The 21,420-nt window shown below is 46.2% G+C and carries 18 protein-coding genes; 16 read left to right on the top strand and 2 right to left on the bottom strand.

Going from position 1 to position 21,420, the window contains the following annotated elements; translation table 11 throughout:
* Positions 1–165 precede the first annotated feature (165 nt).
* Positions 166–1,731, bottom strand: a complete 1,566-nt coding sequence (locus ATB76_RS19710; protein ID WP_038867939.1) for an arylsulfatase — start codon at positions 1,729–1,731, stop codon at positions 166–168.
* Between the two features lie 345 nt (positions 1,732–2,076).
* Between ATB76_RS19710 and ATB76_RS19715 the strand changes: the two genes are divergently transcribed.
* Both ATB76_RS19715 and ATB76_RS19720 read left to right on the top strand, forming a co-directional pair.
* Complete coding sequence (locus ATB76_RS19715) at positions 2,077–3,624, top strand: arylsulfatase (RefSeq protein WP_061035984.1); 1,548 nt, start codon at positions 2,077–2,079, stop codon at positions 3,622–3,624.
* A 151-nt stretch (positions 3,625–3,775) separates the two neighbouring features.
* A complete protein-coding gene (locus tag ATB76_RS19720) occupies positions 3,776–6,127 on the top strand; it encodes a multiheme c-type cytochrome (protein WP_061035985.1) in 2,352 nt (783 codons plus the stop codon).
* Here the strand turns inward: ATB76_RS19720 and ATB76_RS19725 are convergent.
* A complete protein-coding gene (locus ATB76_RS19725) occupies positions 6,114–6,983 on the bottom strand; it encodes a LysR family transcriptional regulator (RefSeq protein ID WP_061035986.1) in 870 nt (289 codons plus the stop codon). The genes ATB76_RS19720 and ATB76_RS19725 overlap by 14 nt on opposite strands.
* 126 nt (positions 6,984–7,109) lie before the next feature.
* Here ATB76_RS19725 and ATB76_RS19730 point away from each other — a divergent pair, with 126 nt between their 5' ends.
* The 14 genes from ATB76_RS19730 (at position 7,110) to atpA (ending at position 21,415) form a co-directional block, all read left to right on the top strand.
* Complete coding sequence (locus ATB76_RS19730) at positions 7,110–8,627, top strand: arylsulfatase (protein WP_061035987.1); 1,518 nt, start codon at positions 7,110–7,112, stop codon at positions 8,625–8,627.
* Between the two features lie 95 nt (positions 8,628–8,722).
* On the top strand, positions 8,723–10,039 hold the full coding sequence (locus tag ATB76_RS19735) for an anaerobic sulfatase maturase (protein WP_061035988.1): 1,317 nt from the start codon (positions 8,723–8,725) through the stop codon (positions 10,037–10,039).
* 65 nt (positions 10,040–10,104) lie between these two features.
* The gene (locus tag ATB76_RS19740; protein ID WP_038867926.1) at positions 10,105–11,088 is read left to right on the top strand and encodes a MoxR family ATPase; all 984 of its coding nucleotides are present in this window, start codon (positions 10,105–10,107) and stop codon (positions 11,086–11,088) included.
* 12 nt (positions 11,089–11,100) lie between these two features.
* Positions 11,101–12,063: a DUF58 domain-containing protein gene (locus ATB76_RS19745; RefSeq protein WP_042606039.1), complete on the top strand. Its 963-nt coding sequence runs from the start codon at positions 11,101–11,103 to the stop codon at positions 12,061–12,063.
* Positions 12,064–12,615: a DUF4381 domain-containing protein gene (locus ATB76_RS19750; RefSeq protein ID WP_061035989.1), complete on the top strand. Its 552-nt coding sequence runs from the start codon at positions 12,064–12,066 to the stop codon at positions 12,613–12,615.
* On the top strand, positions 12,608–13,699 hold the full coding sequence (locus tag ATB76_RS19755; protein ID WP_061035990.1) for a VWA domain-containing protein: 1,092 nt from the start codon (positions 12,608–12,610) through the stop codon (positions 13,697–13,699). Before ATB76_RS19750 ends, ATB76_RS19755 begins: the two co-directional genes overlap by 8 nt.
* A complete protein-coding gene (locus ATB76_RS19760) occupies positions 13,692–15,437 on the top strand; it encodes a VWA domain-containing protein (RefSeq protein ID WP_061035991.1) in 1,746 nt (581 codons plus the stop codon). Before ATB76_RS19755 ends, ATB76_RS19760 begins: the two co-directional genes overlap by 8 nt.
* A complete protein-coding gene (locus tag ATB76_RS19765) occupies positions 15,434–16,741 on the top strand; it encodes a BatD family protein (protein WP_061035992.1) in 1,308 nt (435 codons plus the stop codon). The genes ATB76_RS19760 and ATB76_RS19765 overlap by 4 nt, the downstream gene beginning before the upstream one ends.
* Positions 16,742–17,347: 606 nt before the next feature.
* Complete coding sequence (locus tag ATB76_RS19770; protein ID WP_005431832.1) at positions 17,348–17,746, top strand: ATP synthase subunit I; 399 nt, start codon at positions 17,348–17,350, stop codon at positions 17,744–17,746.
* Positions 17,747–18,514, top strand: coding sequence for a F0F1 ATP synthase subunit A (gene atpB, locus ATB76_RS19775; RefSeq protein WP_038867911.1), 768 nt, complete (start codon positions 17,747–17,749; stop codon positions 18,512–18,514).
* A gap of 48 nt (positions 18,515–18,562) precedes the next feature.
* Complete coding sequence (gene atpE, locus ATB76_RS19780) at positions 18,563–18,799, top strand: F0F1 ATP synthase subunit C (protein ID WP_004730405.1); 237 nt, start codon at positions 18,563–18,565, stop codon at positions 18,797–18,799.
* Between the two features lie 43 nt (positions 18,800–18,842).
* The gene (locus ATB76_RS19785; RefSeq protein ID WP_038867908.1) at positions 18,843–19,313 is read left to right on the top strand and encodes a F0F1 ATP synthase subunit B; all 471 of its coding nucleotides are present in this window, start codon (positions 18,843–18,845) and stop codon (positions 19,311–19,313) included.
* A gap of 8 nt (positions 19,314–19,321) precedes the next feature.
* The gene (locus ATB76_RS19790; protein ID WP_039976908.1) at positions 19,322–19,864 is read left to right on the top strand and encodes a F0F1 ATP synthase subunit delta; all 543 of its coding nucleotides are present in this window, start codon (positions 19,322–19,324) and stop codon (positions 19,862–19,864) included.
* A gap of 12 nt (positions 19,865–19,876) precedes the next feature.
* On the top strand, positions 19,877–21,415 hold the full coding sequence (atpA, locus tag ATB76_RS19795) for a F0F1 ATP synthase subunit alpha (protein ID WP_061035993.1): 1,539 nt from the start codon (positions 19,877–19,879) through the stop codon (positions 21,413–21,415).
* Positions 21,416–21,420 lie beyond the last annotated feature (5 nt).

Below are 21,420 nucleotides of genomic sequence, written 5' to 3' on the forward strand. Positions count from 1 at the left end.
GATACCAAGAGGACGGGTAGAGCTTCAATAAAGGTGCTTTGGGAAGGGTGGTTTAAACTACAAACCATCCTTGAAGGCTACGAACTCGCAATGTCTCTTGATCACTAGACTTGTGATCAAGAGACAGCCTGAATCGGTGGGCTTTTTCGGTAGTTGCAAAAGAAACTAGTTCATTTTTTTAACTTCTTGCTGAAGTTGCTCTAGCTGCTTCATCTTGCCTTGTAGGCCAAGAGATTGGTAGCTAATCGACGCTGGGTTCATCATCTGACCTTGCTGCATTGGGTAATCTGGCAGCGTCTTGAAGAACTCACCAAGAACGTCTTGGATTGGTACGAACAACCACATGTTGTCTGCCATCCAGCGTAGGTACATACCGGATTCGTGCGGTGCTTTCTCGAATGGGTCAGCACGTAAATGGATGATCTTCGGCCAGTTTGGAGAGAAACGAACTGCATCGGTAATGTTACCTTCTAGGGTTGCGAAGTGCAGTTTCCAGTCGTTCCAACGAACTGCGTTTAGCTCACCATTAGCAGTGAAGTAAAGCAGTGACTCACGAGGACCTTTCTCTTCTTTACCTTGGAAGTAAGGCATGAAGTTGTAACCATCAATGTGTACGCGCCAGTCTTTACCGTTCGCTTTGTAGCCTTTCGCTAGCTTCTCTTTCACGTCAGGAACGCCGGCTGCAGCCATTAGAGTTGGTAGCCAGTCTTGGTGCGCCATCATTTCGTTGATCTTAGTACCCGGTTCGATTACGCCAGGCCAACGAACAAGTTGAGGTACGCGCATACCGCCTTCCCAAGTGGTACCTTTTTCACCATGGAATGGTGTTGCACCGCCGTCAGGCCACGATACAGTCTCTGCACCGTTATCGGTTGAGTAGATAACGATGGTGTTGTCTGCGACACCTAGCTCATCCAGTTTATCCAGTAGAATACCCACTTGATCATCATGCTCTAACATGCCGTCGGCGTAGATACTGATGCCAGATTTTCCTTGGTATTTTTCCTGAAGGCGAGTCCAAACGTGCATACGAGTGGTGTTGTGCCAGATAAAGAATGGCTTGTCTGCTTTCACGGCTTTTTCCATGAACGCCAGTGATGTTTCTAGGAATTCTTCATCCGCGTGCTCCATACGCTTACGCGTCATTGGGCCTGTATCTTCAATCTTACCGTCAGCAAAAGACTTGATTACACCACGAGGGCCGTAGTTTTTACGGAACTCTGGATCTTTCGGGTAGTAGTAGGTTTCTGGTTCTTCTTCAGCATTGAGGTGATAAAGGTTACCGAAGAACTCGTCGAAACCGTGGTTAGTCGGCAAGTGTTGGTCTTGGTCACCTAAGTGGTTCTTACCAAACTGAGCCGTCATGTAGCCTTGACCTTTAAGCAGGTCTGCAATGGTCGGTGCCCAATCAGGGATACCGTGAGTAGAGCCTGGCATACCGATTGTAAGCAAGCCTGTACGGAACGGTTCTTGGCCTGTGATAAATGCTGCACGGCCTGCAGTACAAGATTGCTGACCGTAGTGATCAGTAAATAGTGCACCCTCGTTTGCAATACGGTCGATATTCGGGGTTTCGTAACCCATCATACCTTGGTTGTATGCACTGATGTTCCAGTAACCAACATCATCACCAAAGATCGCTAGGATGTTTGGTTTGTCTGCTGCCACTGCTGCGCTTGAGGTTGCCAGTACGCCGAGACCGACAGCCAGCTTGCTCATTTGGTTAGCCATAAAAACTCCAAATTGGTTGTAAGTTGGAAAAGAAGCCTAGGTACCGCCCATGCTTCGTTGGCTAATAAGTTAATGATGCAATTGAAGAATGTCGCTTTATAGTGTTTATAACCATAAGTTATGTAGAGAAATAACTTGTTGTTTTATCTGTTGATTGTTTCGACCTTAGAATTTGTGGGGAAAACTGAAGCGAGACTTAGGTCACGTTAATCCGCTTTCTAAATAGGGATATAAGACCTTAGTTTTAACCAAAGTATAATTATGCTATTTGATTCGCATTAGTCTGTTTTGTGAGCTATACGTTTGTGTGCAGGATGCACTTTTCTATTACATACAGAGGTTTATATGACAGCGAATTATGGCGTGAAACGCCGATTAGCGATTCTTGCCGCTGCTTTTATCGGCGTGACAAGTAGCAGTATCGCAGCAGAGAAACCGAATATTCTGGTCATTTGGGGCGATGATATCGGTCAATCTAATATCAGTGCTTACACATTTGGCTTAATGGGATACAAAACACCGAACATCGATAGCATTGCGAAAGAAGGCATGATGTTCACCGACTACTATGGCGAGCAATCTTGTACTGCAGGCCGTTCTACCTTCATTACCGGACAAACGGTATTGAGAACGGGCTTGAGTAAGGTTGGCCTTCCGGGGGCTGATTTGGGTCTTCAGGCAGAAGATGCAACGATTGCAGAAATGCTTAAACCACTGGGCTATATGACAGGTCAGTTTGGTAAAAACCACCTTGGCGATAAAGACGAACACCTTCCAACCAATCACGGCTTCGACGAATTTTTTGGCAACCTTTACCATTTGAACGCCGAGGAAGAACCTGAGAATGTGGACTACCCGAAAGATCCAGAATTCCGTAAGAAATTCGGTCCTCGTGGGGTTATTAAGTCCTTTGCTGACGGCAAAATCGAAGATACCGGTCCTCTAACGCGCAAGCGTATGGAAACGGTGGATGGAGAAACGTTAGATGCGGCGCTTGATTTTATGGATCGAGCAGTGAAGGCTGACAAGCCTTTCTTTGTCTGGTGGAACGCAACACGCATGCACTTCCGCACACACGTGAAAGAAGAAAACTTGGGCAAAACTGGCATCAGTTTTTATGCCGACGGTATGGTAGAACACGATAACCAAGTAGGCGAGCTGCTGAAAAAAGTGGATGACTTGGGCATCAAAGACAACACCATCGTATTTTACTCAACCGATAACGGCCCGCACATGAACTCTTGGCCAGATGCGGGTACAACCCCATTCCGTGGTGAGAAGAACACCAACTGGGAAGGTGCGTTCCGTGTTCCTGCAATGGTACGTTGGCCGGGTAAGATTGAAGCGGGCAGCGTTTCTAACGAAATTATGCACCACATGGACTGGATGCCAACCTTGGTGGCGGCGGCTGGTGATGACCAAATCAAAGAGAAGCTGCTGAAAGGCTACACGGCGGGTGATAAGACATTTAAGAATCATCTCGATGGTTACAACTTCTTGCCTTACCTAACTGGTAAAGAAGAGAAAGGCCCACGTGAAGAGATCTTCTACTTCACTGATGATGGTGATTTGAGTTCACTTCGCTTCCGCAACTGGAAGATCGTATTCCTAGAGCAGCGCGCAAAAGGCACACTACGTATCTGGGCTGAACCGTTTACGCCATTACGTGTGCCTAAGATCTTCAACCTACGCATGGACCCATACGAAGTGGCGGACATTACGTCTAACACTTATTACGACTGGCTGATTGACCACGCATACATGCTGGTTCCAGCACAGGCTTATGTAGGTAAATTCTTGGCAACGTTCGAAGAATTTCCACCGCGACAAAAAGCAGCAAGCTTCTCACTTGATCAAGTGATGGAGAAGTTGCAGGAAAGTCACAACAAATAAATTGATTGCAACCAAATGTGGGGCTCTTCGGAGCCTCTTTTTTTGCACTGTGTTTAATTTTTTCTTAAAACGCATGTAATTGCTTGTCTAAAAAGGAAAAACACTTCTATCTTTGATTAGAGAATAAAAAGAATCACACACAAGGACAGTTATGACTCAGTGGGCAAGTTGGAAGCAGGCTTTGATCGGCCTAGCAGCGCTCGTCAGTTTTTCTCTGTTTGCACAGGAAACAGTATCTAAACGGCCAGCTTCTGCACAAGAAACCGTGTCGGTCGCACCACAATCAATCAATTCTTCAACGCAAACTTACGTAGGCAGCGAAGCGTGTATTGATTGCCACAAGAAAGAAACCGAAGCGTGGCAAGGTTCTCATCACGATATGGCGATGCGTCATGCCGATGCGGAATCTGTTCTCGGTGATTTCGATGACCACACATTCACTTTTGAAGGTAAGCCAAATCGCTTCTATCGAAAAGGGAGTGAATATTGGGTCAATATCCAAGGGCCTGATGGTGAGTGGCATGATTACAAAATCAGCTACACCTTTGCGTGGGAGCCGCTTCAACAATACATGGTGGAATTTGAAGACGGGCGTGTGCAGTTAATTCCTTTCGCTTGGGATTCGAGAGCCAAGCAAGAAGGCGGACAGCGCTGGTTCCATCTTTATCCCGACACCACCCCCAAAGATGAGTTTTACTGGACGAACACGGGTCAGAATTGGAACTTCATGTGTGCTGATTGCCATTCAACCAATCTAGAAAAAAACTACGATGCAACTGCCAATACGTATTCAACAACATGGTCAGAAATCAATGTCGGTTGCGAAGCATGTCATGGCCCAGCCAGTGAACACGTAGAACTTGCCAAACAAGCGGAAAAATCAGGGAATACCATCACCTCAGCGAACCATTATGGCTTTGATCGAGATTTAGGTATGGCAGTAAAAGAGTGGGTCTACGAAGAAGGGCACAGCACGCTCCAACCAAAAGAAATCGCGATGACTCATCAAGTACAAACCTGTGCGCAGTGCCATAGCCGTCGTACACAGTTAAATGAAAGCGCAGACCACGTTAAAGGCTCCTTCCTAGATAAATACCGCCTCAGCTTAATTACACCGGAGCTCTATTATCACGATGGTCAAATCTACGATGAAGATTACGTTTATGGCTCATTTTTACAGTCAACCATGGCAGAGAAAGGCGTAACCTGTACCAACTGTCACGATCCTCATACCGCAGAGTTAAAAATCCCTGAGGAAGCGGTTTGTGCTCAGTGCCATATTGCGTCTGACTACATGCCGGAGAATCACACCTTCCATGAGGCAAATACCGAGGCGTCCAAATGCACCACTTGCCACATGCCTGAAACGACTTACATGCAAGTCGACCCGCGTCGTGACCACAGTTGGCATGTGCCACGTCCGGATCTAAGCCAACACATCAATACGCCAAACGTCTGTACATCATGTCATGAAGACGCAACCAATCAGTGGGCAGATCAGAAAATAGGTGAGTGGTTCCCGAATTCGAAATACCGCAATCAACAACACTTTGCCGTGGCATTCTACGCCGATTCTATTGGTCATCGTGGTGCGCCTGATGCGTTAGCGTATTCTGCTCAAGACTCATCGTTGAGTGACATTATTCGTGCCTCCGCGCTGGAGCGTATGGGGGGCAATACCGGTCAAAATACCTTGGTATCTCTAGCTCGCGCGGTGAAGCATGAAAGTGACATGATTCGCCTCGGGGCTGTTGCTGGGTCTTCTAGTTATGAGTTCAGTGACCGCTGGCAAATCCTCGAACCATTATTGAACGACCCAGTCTTATCTGTACGTGCAGAAGCCGCAGGCGCACTGGTTCGCCATTATCCGGAAATGAATCCTCTGCAACGTGACAAGATTAAACAGCCATTGGAAGACTACATGGCAATCCAACGCTTTAATGCTGACCGAGGCTTTGGGCGAACGAACCTAGCGAATGTCTATCGAGACCTTGGCGAAACAGACAAAGCCATTGCGTCTTACCAAAAGGCGATTGAAATAGAACCTTATTTCGAGAACAGCTATGCAAACTTAGCCGATTTGTATCGTGCACAGGGCAACGACAAAAAAGCATTAGAAACCTTGATGGCAGGGATTGAAGCTCAGCCGAAATCGAGTGCTTTGCCATACAGTGCGGGTTTAGCTTGGTTGCGAGTGGGTGACAGTGTGAAAGCCAACCAATACTTAAAACAAGCGGCGGAAACCGCAGAGCGAAACCCACAGTATTGGTATGTTTATGGGCTCGCTCTGGAGAAATCAGACGTGCTTGCGGCCAGTAAAGCGTTGAACACCGCTTACAAAGTGGGAGGCAACCCACAGCACTTGTTTGCGGAATGTGAGGTGCTGGCTAGAAACTACAAAGATGGCTCTGTTGCATTTGCTTTTGAGCAGTGTTTGAAGCAACTAGGAGAGTTTGCGCCAGCTGATGTGATTCAGCGTTTAAGAGCCTCTATAAATCAATAGGAGCGGCATGGGCAAACTCAAGTTGTTGCTTGACCTGTTCCCTTAAGCGCTGATGAGCGGGATTGTGCTCATCACGCTTATGATAAACGAATTTATAGGGGATACGGTCGATTTCAATCGGGCATTCAAGGATCTGTAACTTGAGTGCCTTACTCCATTTCATCGCAAACGATCGAGAAACAACGCCTAGACAATCTCGTTGTGCAACATACATTGCCATCCCCGCCAAAGATGACGTTACGATCTCTACATTTCGCTCCTGAATCGGCTCTTTTGCCAGTTGCTCGAAGCCAGAAGTGTTGTTCCACTTGCCTGAAAATATACAGTGAGTTTCACGATAAAAATCATCTCGGCTCAGTGTCCCTTGGATTCTTGGATGACTTTGACGACAGATGATCATTGCGGGTTCATCGTAGGCGTTTTCTATCACGAAAGAGGAGTCTTTGGTGATAATGGTATCAATCACTAAATCCATTTTTTGCTGTCGAATTTGTTCAAACAACAAGTACTTTTCCGGTGGAGACTCGTGGAAAACAACGTTTTCAATCGGATTTAAACTGTGGAGTAAGGTTTCTGAGCAGCAGACTTGAAAAGTGGTTCTTTCTGAAATGGCGTTGTCTACGATGCTCACTGCCTGACGAAACTGCGGCATGAGTTGATACGCGGTTGAAGTGGGTGCGATCCCTCGTCCTTGTTTGACGAAAAGCTGTTTTCCTACCACTTGTTCGAGCCGTTTAATCGAAGCGCTCACCGCAGGTTGCGTAAGGCCTAAATAGTCGGCCGCTTTGGTGTAGGACTGATACTCAGCGACCACCAAAAAAGTTTGAATCAAGTTTAAGTCCATCTTGTTACCCATAAACTAAATTTATATATCAACGTATCTGAACTCTATTTATCCGTCAAATAACAAGTTTTATCTTAATCAAATCTTGGTATCTGATTTCTACCAAGATTCGCAGCAACGGATTTATGGAGCCCTTTTATGGCAAACCACGATAAAAAACGCGTCAAGAAGCTGGTATTAAACGCTTGTACGCTTGCGATCGGAGCGGCATCAGCGACCGCTTACTCGGCAGAACAGCCTAACATTCTCGTTATCTTTGGTGACGATGTCGGTTACTGGAACTTGAGTGCATACAACGGTGGCATGCTGGCTTACAGCACACCAAATATTGATAGCATTGCAAGAGACGGTGCTAAGTTTACCAACTTCTACGCTCAGCAAAGCTCAACCGCAGGTCGCTCTGCGTTCATCACGGGACAAATGCCAAAACGTACGGGCTTGTCTAAGGTAGGTTTGCCAGGAGCGAAAGAAGGGATTTCTGAGAAAGATCCAACTATTGCGACATTGCTACGTGACCTTGGTTACGCAACGGGCCAATTTGGTAAAAACCACCTTGGCGACCGCGATGAACACTTGCCGACCAACCACGGTTTCGACGAGTTCTTTGGTAATCTTTACCACTTAAATGCGGAAGAAGAGCCGGAGAACGTAGACTACCCACAAGATCCTGAATTCAAGAAGAAGTTCGGACCTCGTGGTGTGATCCATTCTTATGCGGATGGCAAGATTGAAGACACGGGTCCATTGACGCGCAAACGCATGGAAACGGTTGATGACGAGTTCCTAGATGAAGCTGAGAAGTTTATCGAGAAACAAGTCAAAGCCGACAAGCCATTCTTTACGTGGTTTAACACCACGCGTATGCACAACTTCACGCACGTTCCAGACGAGTACAAAGGTAAAACAGGCGCAGGTTTCTACGCCGATGGTGTGAAGCAGCACGATGATCAAATTGGTCACTTGCTCAATAAGATTAAAGAGCTTGGCGTCGATGACAACACCATCATTGTTTACACCACAGATAATGGCCCAATGATCAACTTGTGGCCTGACGCGGGTATGACGCCATTCCGTAGTGAGAAAAACACTGGCTGGGAAGGTGGCTTCCGCGTTCCTGCGGTAATTAAGTGGCCAGGTCATATCCAAGCGGGCACGACGTTTAACGGCATCATGTCTTTGGAAGATTTCTTACCAACATTGGTGGCAGCTGCGGGCAACAGCAACGTCAAAGAAGAGCTGTTGAAAGGCAAGAAAGTGGGCGATATGAACTACAACGTTCACTTAGACGGTTACAACCAACTGCCATACCTAACGGGTAAAACAGACAAGTCTGCTCGTAACGAGTTTGTTTACTGGAGTGATGACGGCGATTTACTGGCTCTGCGCTACGGTAAATACAAATACCACTTTATGATCCAAGAAAACGAAACCGGTTTGGATATCTGGAAGAAACCATTTACCAAACTCCGTGTACCACAAATCTATGATTTGAGTATCGACCCATTTGAGCGTGGCGATACTGGTATGGGTTACGACCGTTGGATGTACGAACGTTCATTCTTGATGATGCCTGCAGTTGAAAAAGTAAAAGAGGTCATGGAAACCTTCAACGAATACCCGCCTCGTATGGCTCCGGGCTCATTTGTTCCGAAATAACGTTTTGTCCATAGGTCTATAGACCCTAGTTATTGTCCTTAAATACAGCGCCCAACTTGGGCGCTGACTTTCTTCTGCTTTCGAGATCGTTCTTTATGAAAAAACAAACTCACATTCATACTACTCAAATGGCATTAACTCCCCTAAAAACGGCGTTTGTATCTAATAGTGATAAAGTCGAACGACGTTTTCACGTGATGGCGAAACCGGGCGGGGCAAAATGCAATATCGATTGTCAGTACTGTTTTTATCTGCACAAAGATGAATTACTCAATCAAGGCACTCAACCAAAAATGGACGATGCAACACTTGAGGCATTCATAAAGAGCTATATCGAAAGCCAAGATGGTGAGGAGGTTGTGTTTTCTTGGCAGGGTGGTGAACCAACACTGTTGGGGTTGGATTACTTCAAGAAGGTTGTCGAACTGCAAAACAAATACGCTAAACAAGGTGTTCGCATCGAAAACGACCTTCAAACCAATGGCCTATTGTTAAACGAGGCTTGGTGTCAGTTTCTGCATGACCACGGGTTTCTAGTTGGTTTATCGATAGATGGTCCTGAATTTATCCACGATAAATACCGCAAAACCCGAAGTGGAAAACCGACCTTTCAACGCGTCATGCAAGCCGTTGATCTGATGAAGCGTTATAATGTGTCATTCAATGCGTTGGTGACAGTAAACCGCTTTAACGCCAAATATCCGCTCGAAGTGTATCGCTTCCTCACTCAAGAACTCAGCGTCACTTATATCCAATTCACACCTTGTGTTGAACCTCGGTCTTTCACTCTAACCGCTCCCCATTTCTGGAAAGAAAACATGTCTCCAAAACTTGGCAGCGAATTAGCAAAGCCGGGACATTTGATGTCAGTGGTTACGGGCTGGTCGGTCGATGCAGAAGAGTGGGGCGAGTTTTTGATTGCTGTATTTGAAGAATGGGTGAACAACGATCTTGGCAGAGTCTTGGTCAACCTTTTCGAAACCGCTGTCGCGCAAGTAATGGGGATGCCTTCGCAGTTGTGTGTTAGCGCAGAGTTCTGCGGCAAAGGCCTAGCGATTGAACACAATGGGGATGTGTTTAGCTGTGATCACTACGTTTATCCGGAATACCAACTGGCTAACATTCATGACCGATCTCTGAATGAAATTGCAATCTCAACTCGTCAATATAGCTTTGGCATGGCGAAAAAGTCTTCTTTGCCGCAATACTGCCTTGATTGCCCATATTTGCAGTATTGCTGGGGAGAATGCCCAAAAAATCGGCTACTTAACGCGCCGAATGGTGAGGCTGGTCTAAACTACTTGTGTCCGGGAATAAAAATGTTCTTTGACCATTCGCTGCCAATTCTGGTTGGCATATCAAGGTTAATAAAGTCTTACAACTCAGGTGAATATAGCGAATATAACCTTTAGTTATTACTTTCAGTCTTATACTCAACTTTTAACGCTCAGGCTCCCGTAAACTCAATAGGTAGACTATGAACCACGCACAACAAGCCATTAATGAATTAATCGAACAAACTGAAAAAAGCGTCATTGGACAAAGCCATGTGGTTCAGGCTTTGGTGATAGGGTTACTGACCAATGGTCACGTACTTTTAGAGGGTTTACCGGGAACGGCAAAAACGCGCTCGGTGAAGTCACTTGCCAACCTTCTTAACACCAGCTTTGGTCGTATTCAGTTTACCCCCGACTTATTACCTTCTGACGTAACAGGTACCGAAGTGTATCAAGAGCTGGATGGTAAGCCTCAGTTGCACTTCCAACCGGGACCAATCTTCAACAGCATTGTGTTGGCGGATGAGGTAAACCGTGCGCCAGCAAAAGTACAAGCCGCACTGCTAGAAGCAATGGCAGAAGGTACGATTACGGTGGGTGATAAGACGCACGTCTTGCCTGAGTTGTTCATGGTGCTTGCAACGCAAAACCCTGTGGAGCAAGAGGGGACGTATCCATTGCCAGAAGCGCAGATGGACCGTTTTATCATGAAAGTGACTGTTGATTACCCAGAAGATGAAGCCGAGCGCGATATCATTCGTCTGGTACGCAGTGAAGAGCTGGGTTCAGAAACCAGTAATGAGCTAGTGACGCCAAAACACATCGAGCCTGAATTAGTGATTGAAGCGCGTCGCCAACTTCCTTCTATAGCCGTGTCTGAATTAGTCGAAAGCTACATCGTAGCGTTGGTAATGGCGACACGTAAACCAGAGCGTTACGCCGATTCCCAACTACAAAAATGGATCGAAATCGGTGCGAGTCCTCGTGCATCTATCTCGTTAGACAAATGTGCGCGAGCTTATGCTTGGTTGCAAGGCCGTGACCACGTCACGCCTGATGACGTGCGTGCAATGGTGCCATCGGTGCTGGGACATCGCTTCTCACTTTCTTACGATGCACTTGCCGATGGTGTCGATCACCAGCGAGTGGTGCAAGAGTTGCTTGATTGTGTAGAAATCGGATAAGCAGGAGGGACTATGGCAAAGCCAACGCTTGCTCCTCAATCCCAAGGGCTCGATCCTCGCTTGTATTGCGATTACTCACGCTTAGTACGTTTACAAGCGCAAGCCGAATCCTTCAGCCTGCTGCCTCACTTGAAAGCGGGCAGTGTGCTTTCTGGTCGTCATAACTCATTATTCCGCGGACGTGGTTTGAACTTTGAAGAACTGCGTCACTACCAGCTAGGGGACGACATCCGAAACCTAGATTGGAAAGTCACTATGCGCACGGGCAAGCCTCATGTGCGCAGTTACACCGAAGAAAAAGACCGCAATGTGATTGTTTGTGTTGATCAGCGCAGTGCGATGTTTTTTGCCTCTACCGAGGTCATGAAATCTGTAGTCGCTGCTGAGGTCGCGGCTATGTGTGGTTGGCGAGTATTGAAAGACGGTGACCGAGTCGGATTTGTTATCGCCTCTGACTCTGCTCTATACCACAGCAAAGCCCAGCGTTCGCAAAACGATTTGCTCGCTCAACTGAAGCGACTCTCTCAGGCCAACCAGCGCTTAAATGTGGACTCGTTAGATTCAGACAAAGTGACGTTCAGTAAATGGATTGAGCTCATTAAACGGATGAAGCTAAAACAATCCACGCTGATTTTCATCAGTGATTGGCGCGATTGCGAAGAGCACCACCTTGATCACCTTAAGCAGCTTCAACAGCATAATGACGTGTTAGCGGTGATGGTAAGCGATCCTCTAGAGCAGTCGCTTCCGCAAAATTTGGCGAAAGTGAAATGGGTTATTGGTGATGGTCGTTACCAGCTCAACTTAGACAGCAAAGCCAAAGTCGATGCCGCCAGTGCCAGTTTGGTTGAGAAAGCGCAGTTAAAACGTCAATCACTGGCGCAACTCATGGCAATCAAAAAGCTGCCTCATATCGAAATCGACACAACAGGTGACCACATTACTCAATTCCAAAAACTCGTTGGAGGCCGATAAATGACAGACTTACACACGCCTCCAAGCACGTATATTCTGCGTGAGCTGCATGACGTCGCGGTGCCAGAAAGCGTAAGCTGGGTGCCACAAACCATTGGTTGGAAGATCCTTGCAATTGTGGGTGCGATTGTACTCATGTATGTCGGCTACCGACTGGCACACCACTGGTGGGATAACCGTTACCGTAAAGAAGCTATTGAAGCGATTTCTCGTTTAACACCAGATGACGCCAGCATGCCGAAAACGCTGTTCTCGATTCTGAAAATCGTCTTAATCCATCTTGATAGCTCTCATGCTCGCTTGTTTGATACCGCGTTCCTGCGCAAGTTAGATGAGCTTAACCCCAAGCACAAATTGTTTGATGATGAAGTATCTAAGCGATGGCTGCAAAGTATCGTTGACCCAAGTGTTGAACTGGAAAAAACAGAGCGTTTACAACTTTTTGAACGTGCAACTGAGTGGGTGAAAGAGCACGATGAGAACGCTCACAACATTGAAAAGCGCACGCTTGCCTACAAAGCGCGTGCATTAAAAGGAGGTCGCCATGGGTGATCTTCTTGCTTCATGGCTTGGCATGAGCAGTTTTGAGTTTGAGCATCCGCTTTGGTTCATCATCTTGCCGCTGCCTTTGGTAGTGTATTTCCTCGTCCCAGCTTACCGCACCAAACAAATGGCCATCAAAGTGCCGTTCTTTAGTCAGCTTGTTGATGCGATTGGTGAAACGCCGTCAGAAGGCGCAAGCCAACTCACTCCTAGCTGGTGGCAGCGCGCAACGCTCATCATCTCTTGGCTTTTGGTCGTGACCGCAATGGCAAAGCCGACAGTACTTGGCGAGCCACAGGTGCGTGAAAGCTTAGGCCGCGATGTTATGGTCGTCGTCGATTTGTCTGGCTCAATGGCAGAGCAAGACTTCACATCCACAACCGGTGAAAAGATCTCTCGTCTCGATGCAGCCAAAGAAGTATTGAGTGACTTTGCCAAAACGCGCAAAGGCGACCGCTTAGGGTTAATCTTGTTTGGCGATGCGGCATTTGTTCAAACCCCTTTCACGCCCGATCAAAAAGTGTGGTTAGAGCTGCTTAACCAAACGGATGTGGCGATGGCAGGGCAAAGCACTCACTTAGGTGATGCAATTGGTTTGGCGATTAAGGTGTTTGAGCAAAGTGAAAAGTCGCGTACCGACGTAGAAGAGAGCAAAGAGAAAGTCGCCATTGTTCTAACGGATGGTAATGATACCGGAAGCTTCGTTGAACCGATTGATGCGGCGAAAGTCGCGAAAGCCAAAGATGTACGCATCCACGTGATTGCAATGGGTGATCCACAAACCGTGGGTGAAACTGCACTAGATATGAATACGATCAAACGTATTGCGAAAGAGTCCGGTGGTGAGGCGTTTGAAGCGCTCAACCGTGACGAACTTGCTAAAGCCTATGATGATATTGGTAAGTTAGAGCCCCAGCTTTATGAAAGTACCACTTACCGTCCTAAGCAAAGTTTGCATCATTACTTAATGGCTTTGGTGGTTGCGATGTATTTAACCGCGTTCTCGTTGGCTACATTTAAGCGTCGTCGACTATCCGTTAACAGTGAAGGTTCTGCACAAGCAGACAACATAGAAGGAGAGCGCCATGTTTGATTCTCCTTTCTCTAGCATGGGACTAGAGCAGTTTGTCACACAGTTCCATTTCATTCGTCCAATGTGGCTATTGGCGTTCATCCCAATGTTTCTTTTGCTTTGGTTAAGATGGCGAGAAGAATCCAAACCAAGCTGGAAAGACATTCTTCCTGAGCATTTACGTAAAGCACTAACGATTGGCGACTATGGTTGGCGAAAACAACTGCCACTCAAGCTGCTTATGGTGATAGTAGCGATTGCCATCATCATCTGTGCCGGACCTTCTTGGGAGCGCCAAGCTTCTCCATTTGGCGAGGATAAAGCCTCCATGCTGGTGGTATTAGACAACAACGATTCAATGTTGCAAAAAGACCTTCCTCCAAGCCGTTTGGAACGCTCAAAGCAAAAGATCCGTGACCTATTGGCAGCAAGAAAAGGTGGCAGCACTGGGTTGGTTGTGTATGCGGGCTCTGCTCATGTCGCGATGCCTGTGACGCAGGACAGCAAAGTATTCGAACCGTTTCTAGCGGCGATAACGCCAGAAATCATGCCAGTTGAAGGTAAACTTGCTGAAACGGCGTTGCCTTTGATTGACCAACAATTACAAGGCCAACCGGGTTCTACGGTCCTGTTGGTTACGGATGGCGTCAATCCGGCAACCATTACCGCTTACAAAAACTACTTTGCAGACAAGCCTTATCAATTGCTTATCTTGGCTGCGGGCAACTCGGACATTGTTTCTAACAACCCGGTCGATTTGGACTCGTTAAATAATCTTGCCAGTGCGACGGGTGGACGCCTTGTGGAAGTGACGGTCGACAACAGCGACATAGAGAAGCTGAATCGTTTTGTTGAGCGAAACATGCAACTCAATGGCGAATCATCCATGCCTTGGAAAGATATGGGCTATCAACTGCTGTTCCCAATTGCTCTCATTATGATGCTTTGGTTCCGCAAAGGCTGGCTAGTGCAATGGTGTGTGGTGGCTATGGTATCAACGTCTTTGTTTATGACGCCAAAAGCAATGGCGGAAACCGTCTCGCTCAAAGCGGATAAGCCTGAAGTGGTGCAAGAGGTAACCGTCTGGGATAAAGCGTCTCAATGGTGGTGGGATTTATGGCTCACGCCAAATCAACAAGGACAGCGTTTGTTCAACAAAAACGAATACCTTGAGGCAGCAAAGCACTTTACGGATCCGTTGCGTAAAGGGACAGCTTATTATTACGCAGGCGAATACAAACTGGCTCATACCGCTTTCTTGGAGATGCAAAACGACCCATCAGATGCGGTAAAAGACTATGGCTTATACAACGCTGCGAGTGCGTTGGCGCGTCAACGTGAGTATTTGGCCGCACGTAATTTGTTGCAAACACTGGCAGACAAAGACACCTTGAGTGAGCAATTACGACCAGACGTCGAGCACAACCTAAAAGTCATTGGTGGCATTGTCGAAGAGATTAACCGTACCAGTGAAAGCCAAGCGGGGACAACAGACGGACCCGAAGAGTCGTTTGAACTGGGTGACAACCCGCAAACGGCAGATGGGGCAGACGAAAAAACCGCGGCTGAATTAATGCTGAAAGAGAAACTCAATGCGAACGAAATCCTTGGCAGCCAAGAACTGGCGGATAAGTGGTTAAAACGCGTAGAGGCCGATCCTAAGTACTTCTTGCGCGCTAAATTCCAAATTCAACTGCGTGAACCCTTGAAAACGGAACCGAAGTCAGAACCGCAACAAGAAGAGGAGCAAGCACAATGATGAATGAATTCAAACTTGGCGCTGACTCCGTGGTTGGGCGTCTAACCACTATCTTGATGGTGTTTACTTTGCATTTTACTGGTTTGGCGAACGCGCAAGACATTCAAGACTTGCAGCGCAGCAATGATGTTGAATTGTTAGCATGGGTTGGTAAGCAGGGAGCAGGGGCCGATACGAAGGAAGCACCTAAGTTCAGTGTGAATGAGCAGGTGATCTTGTACATCGAAGTAGCAACGCCTCGCTGGTTCACCGGTGGTACACGCATTGGCAGCGTAGAAATCCCTAACGTGATTGCGAAGCAGCGTAACCAATTAGCAACTAACTATACCGAGCGTAAAGGGGGGCAAACGTGGTCTCGTCAGCGTTGGGAAATAACCTTGTATCCGCAAGCCTCGGGACAATTTGTGATTCCACCGGTCGCCGTTGGTGTGCAAGTCTCTGCGCCTGATGGTTCGAAAGTGGCTGGTACGCTTTATACGCAGCCAATTAAGTTCGAAGCGTCTATGCCTTCTGGTTTGCTCAGTGATGAGTCTGCATGGTTTACCGCGACTAAGGTGAGTGTGGATCAGAAATGGACAACGTCTAACGATGAATTGAAAGTCGGTGATGCAATCACTCGCACTATTACGATTAATGCACAAGACAGTTTGTCAGTGTTGCTTCCAGACTTGTTATCCAATGATTCTACTGCCAGTTATCAAGCATACCCTCAACCAAACCGCTTAGACGATAAGCAAACGCGTGGCGATTACCAATCGAGTCGAATAGAAGAAAGCGTGTATGTGATCCAACAGGGCGGTGAGTTCACTTTGCCTGAACACAAGTTCCAATGGTGGAATAGTAAGAGTAAAGAGCTGGAAACGGTGGTGATTGAGGGTAAGACCTTCAAAGCCAAGCATACATTCAAATCGTTTGTTAGAGCTTATTCGGGCTGGTTGATTGGCAGCGCAGTGACGCTATTTGTTCTCGTTATCGCCGCCTTGAGCATTCACCGTTATTATCGTTCTTGTCCTACGCCGCCATGGTTAGTGTTCAGACGAATGGTGAAAGCGAATCGATGGGGCGCTGCTCGAGCAAGCTTGTATAAGCAGCTGAGAAGCAACACGGGTGGTCTTGAAATGAGTAAAGCCAATGACTCTGACGTTTGGCAGAAGCGTTCACAGCGCCTACATGAGGGGCAAGAGGACGCAAGCTTGATGAATGCGCTTTGGAAAGGGATACAAGCACTGAAGCCAAAACGCCAGAAGTGGGCAATACCCAAAGCCTTGCCGCAACTCGATAAGCAGGCAAGTAATAAGAAATAAAACGAAAAAGGACGCTGAATCAGCGTCCTTTTTTTGTTCTTTTTAATCGCAATAAGTACATGAAATATCTATTTTAACGTGCTACAAATGACGCAAAGAAATAATATATTTCACATATATTTAATTCTTATCTTTTAAGTTTCTATTTAAAAGCTATTTCATTGCAATATTAAACAGGTTTATTAGTAGGCTATATATTAATGTCGGTATATTTTAAAATTATATAACCTATAAATCACTTTAACTCCTTTCGTGATGGAGTGTCACTTCCATGTGACAAGCTTTTCGTCTTAACCCTGATAAAGACGGCTTAATCAATGTATATTTCATTTTTGGAATGTTCAAATAAAATAACACTTCAAAAATGGAATGATAATTTGCAAGTTTTTCGATTCAGATTATTAAAATTATCGGTGTATATTTCTTGGGAAACGGAAATACGGAGTGGTTCCGTTTTGATTTATTAATATGTGAACAATAATTATCAGGTTAAATTAATTCTGTGAGTAGGTTTTATCAGAATATAATTTGTCGTCACTTGGCTGATGTATTTTGTGAAGTTTAATTATCAGAAGTTTAATTCGAAATTATTTTAAAGGGTGATTTATGGAAGCTAATATTCACGACGATCCAATATTGGTAGCTGGTAAAAGGATTCTTATTGCTCAAGCAACTTTGGGTCTGGTATTCATCGCGTATGAATACATGCGAAGTGGATCTCTAAGTGCTGAGTCAGCGATTACTGGGGTGCTCATCGCGATTCTACCATCTCTGTTCGGCATGGTATTCGCGTCCATTAAATCTAGGGTGAAACCAGAAGAGAGTTTGCGTGACCTCATGCATCTGAGTCGAAATATCAAAGTCATCTACACCATTGTAATGTTTGTTTTGACGTTTCGATTTATGGCTCTTCGCAACATCGTGGTCCTGATAGGCTTTTGTGTGACGATGTTTGGTCACTTCTTAACGCCGCTGTTCAGAGACCGCTTCGAAAGGAAGGCATAAATGGATACTGTCCAGTCCGCTCATGAGTATATTGAGCACCACCTGACCTTTCTCACCACCGGAAACGGATGGTTTGGAATTAACCTTGATTCCATGATCATGGTTTGGTTGACGGGACTTGTTTTCATCCTTTCATTCCGCTTTGCGGTGACGAAAGGAACGAAAGGAGTTCCGGGGCGATTCCAGTGTTTGATCGAGATGGTATTTGAGTTCGTCGATAATATCGTAAAAGAAATATTTCTAGCTAAAGACAAGATTATAGGCCCTTTAGCTCTGACAATATTTGTTTGGGTATTATTAATGAATGCCGTTGATTTGTTGCCGGTTGATTTGATTCCAGCGCTGACTCGTTCAGTAGGTGTCGAGCACTTCCGTGACTTACCTTCAGCCGACGTCAATATTACGATGTCGATGGCATTAGGCGTATTTATTTTGGTTTTAGGTTATACGTTTAAAAACAAAGGTGTGAAAGGGTTTATTAAAGAGTTAACTACTCAACCATTTTCTCATCCTCTGTTATACCCAGTGAACTTAGTTCTTGAATTGGTAACATTAATTTCTAAACCAATATCTTTAGGTCTTCGATTATTTGGCAATATGTACGCAGGTGAAATGATATTCATACTAATTGCGTTAATGCCATGGTGGATGCAATGGGCACTTAGTGTTCCTTGGGCACTATTCCACATACTAATTGTTGTGCTTCAAGCATTTATTTTTATGGTTCTGACCGTGGTTTACCTCGGAATGGCTGTTGAAGAGCACTAAATCAAAAAATTTATTTCTTAATTAAAAAATTCAATTCTAGGAGTTGTTATGGATATCGTTAGCGCAGTTCTTTACGTGGCGGGTGCATTGCTGATTGGTCTTGGTGCAGCGGGTGCCGCATCGGGTATCGGTAACCTTGCAGGTAAATACCTTGAAGGGGTCGCTCGTCAACCTGATTTAACCCCAATGCTTCGTACTCAGTTCTTCATCATGATGGGTCTTGTGGACGCGGTGCCAATGATTGGTGTGGGTATCGGTTTGTACATCATCTTCGCTGTAGCGTAATTCGAATTAATCAATTTCATAACGTTATAGAAGAGAGGGTGCTATGAACTTAAATGCCTCAATGTTTGGTCAGGCGATCTCCTTCGTGATTTTCGTTTGGCTTTGCATGAAATATGTCTGGCCACCACTTGTAAAACTGATTGATGAGCGTCGTGCTGAAATTGCTCAAGGTCTTGAACAAACTGAAAAAGCAGCAAAAGAGTTGGAACTGGCAAAAGCGAATGGTGAAGCGCTACTGACAGAAGCTCGCTCTAAAGCTCAGGCCATCATCAACCAAGGTAAGCAACGTCAAGATCAAATGGTTGCAGACGCCGTTGAACTGGCAAAGCAAGAGAAAGCGCGCATTGTCGCAGAAGGCAAAGCAGAAGTGGAAAGCGAGCGCAGCAAAGTTCGCCAAGAGTTGAAAGATGAAATGGCGGATCTGGTGATTGAAAGTGCCAGTAAGCTGATAAATCGCAATCTGGATAGCTCGGCTAACCGCGACTTGGTGAACCGCTTCATCAACGAAATGTAGGAGGGCACATGTCCGATTTGACAATAGTGGCTCAACCCTACGCGAAAGCGGCGTTTGATTACGCTCGTGACGCAGAGTGCTTGGATGACTGGCAACAGATGTTTGCCATTACTCAAGTCATCATGGAACAACCAAACACACTTCTGATTCTGGATGATCTCAGTGAAGAAGGCTCGGAACAGCCATTACTGGATTTGATTCTTCACGCTGGTGGCGAATGGTTAAATCAAAGTTTCGAGAACTTTCTTCGCATTATGGAAGAGAGCAAGCGTTTAAAAGCGCTGGGAGAAGTGGCGATTCAGTTCTTTGAAATGAAAGCCGAATACGAGCGAACCATGACAGTAACAGTGCGTGCTTCAGAACCTCTGGATGAGGAACAAATGGCAAGGCTTAAACAAGCATTAACCGAAAAATACGGTAAAGCCATTACGTTAGAAACACAACTGGATCCATCCCTTGTAGGTGGTGTGGTAATCACAGCAGGACAGACCGTGTATGACGGCAGTGTTCTTACCAATCTCAGTCGATTGGCGACCAACCTACATGTGTAACGGGGTATAGAAATGCAATTAAATTCAAATGAAATTAGTGAATTAATCAGAGAGCGAATTGATAACTTCAACCTCGAAAGTGAAGCGAGAAATGAAGGCACTATCGTCTCTGTGAGTGACGGCATCATCACAATTCACGGTCTTGCAGATGTTATGCAAGGCGAGATGCTAGAACTGCCAGATAACCGCTTTGCGTTGGCACTGAACTTAGAGCGTCATTCCGTCGGCGCCGTTGTGATGGGCCCATATGCGGACTTATCAGAAGGGATGAAGGTAAAAGGCACAGGTCGTATTCTTGAAGTGCCAGTCGGTAACGGTTTGCTAGGTCGTGTAGTGAACACGCTAGGTCAACCAATCGATGGTAAAGGCGCAGTGTCATTCGATCGTATGGACCCAGTTGAGGTGATTGCCCCTGGTGTTATCGACCGTAAGTCTGTCGACCAACCAATCCAAACCGGTTACAAAGCAGTAGACTCCATGGTGCCAATCGGCCGTGGTCAACGTGAGTTGATCATCGGTGACCGTCAGACAGGTAAAACCGCGATGGCGATTGATGCCATCATCAATCAAAAAGAACTGGGCGTTAAATGTATTTACGTCGCAATTGGTCAAAAAGCATCGACCATTGCCAACGTGGTTCGCAAGCTAGAAGAGCACGGCGCACTAGAAAACACCATCGTTGTGGTTGCGTCAGCATCAGAAGCAGCAGCGTTGCAATACCTAGCGCCATACGCAGGTTGTACCATGGGCGAATACTTCCGTGACCGTGGTGAAGATGCGCTGATTGTTTATGATGACCTATCAAAACAAGCGGTGGCTTACCGTCAAATCTCACTACTTCTAAAACGTCCACCAGGTCGTGAAGCCTTCCCGGGTGATGTTTTCTACCTCCACTCACGCCTACTAGAACGTGCAGCACGTGTTAACGAAGAATACGTAGAGCGATTCACTAACGGTGAAGTAAAAGGCAAAACAGGTTCTCTAACCGCACTGCCAATCATCGAAACCCAAGCGGGTGACGTATCGGCGTTCGTACCAACCAACGTAATCTCGATTACCGATGGTCAAATCTTCCTACAAACTCAGCTATTCAACTCAGGCTTACGTCCAGCGGTTGACCCAGGTATTTCGGTATCTCGTGTAGGTGGTGCAGCGCAAACCAAAGTGATCAAGAAACTGTCTGGTGGTATTCGTACTGCGTTGGCGCAATACCGTGAATTGGCCGCATTTGCTCAGTTCTCTTCTGACCTAGATGAAGCTACACGTCGTCAGCTTGATCACGGTGAGAAAGTAACGGAACTCATGAAGCAGAAACAGTACGCACCAATGACGGTTGCTGAGCAAGCACTGGCGATCTTTGCAGCAGAGAAAGGTTACCTCACTGATGTGGCATTAAACCAAATCTCTCGTTTTGAAGAAGAGTTGATGGCATTTGGTCGTACAAACGCGCAGCCGCTACTGGACAAGATCAACCAATCCGGTGATTACAACGACGAGATCGAGAGTGAGCTACACAGCTTGCTGAAAGAGTTCACTGCGCTGCAATCGTAGGACCA

Origin of the sequence: Vibrio sp. MOR3 (assembly GCF_001557775.1) — a bacterium.
GTDB lineage: Bacteria > Pseudomonadota > Gammaproteobacteria > Enterobacterales > Vibrionaceae > Vibrio > Vibrio jasicida.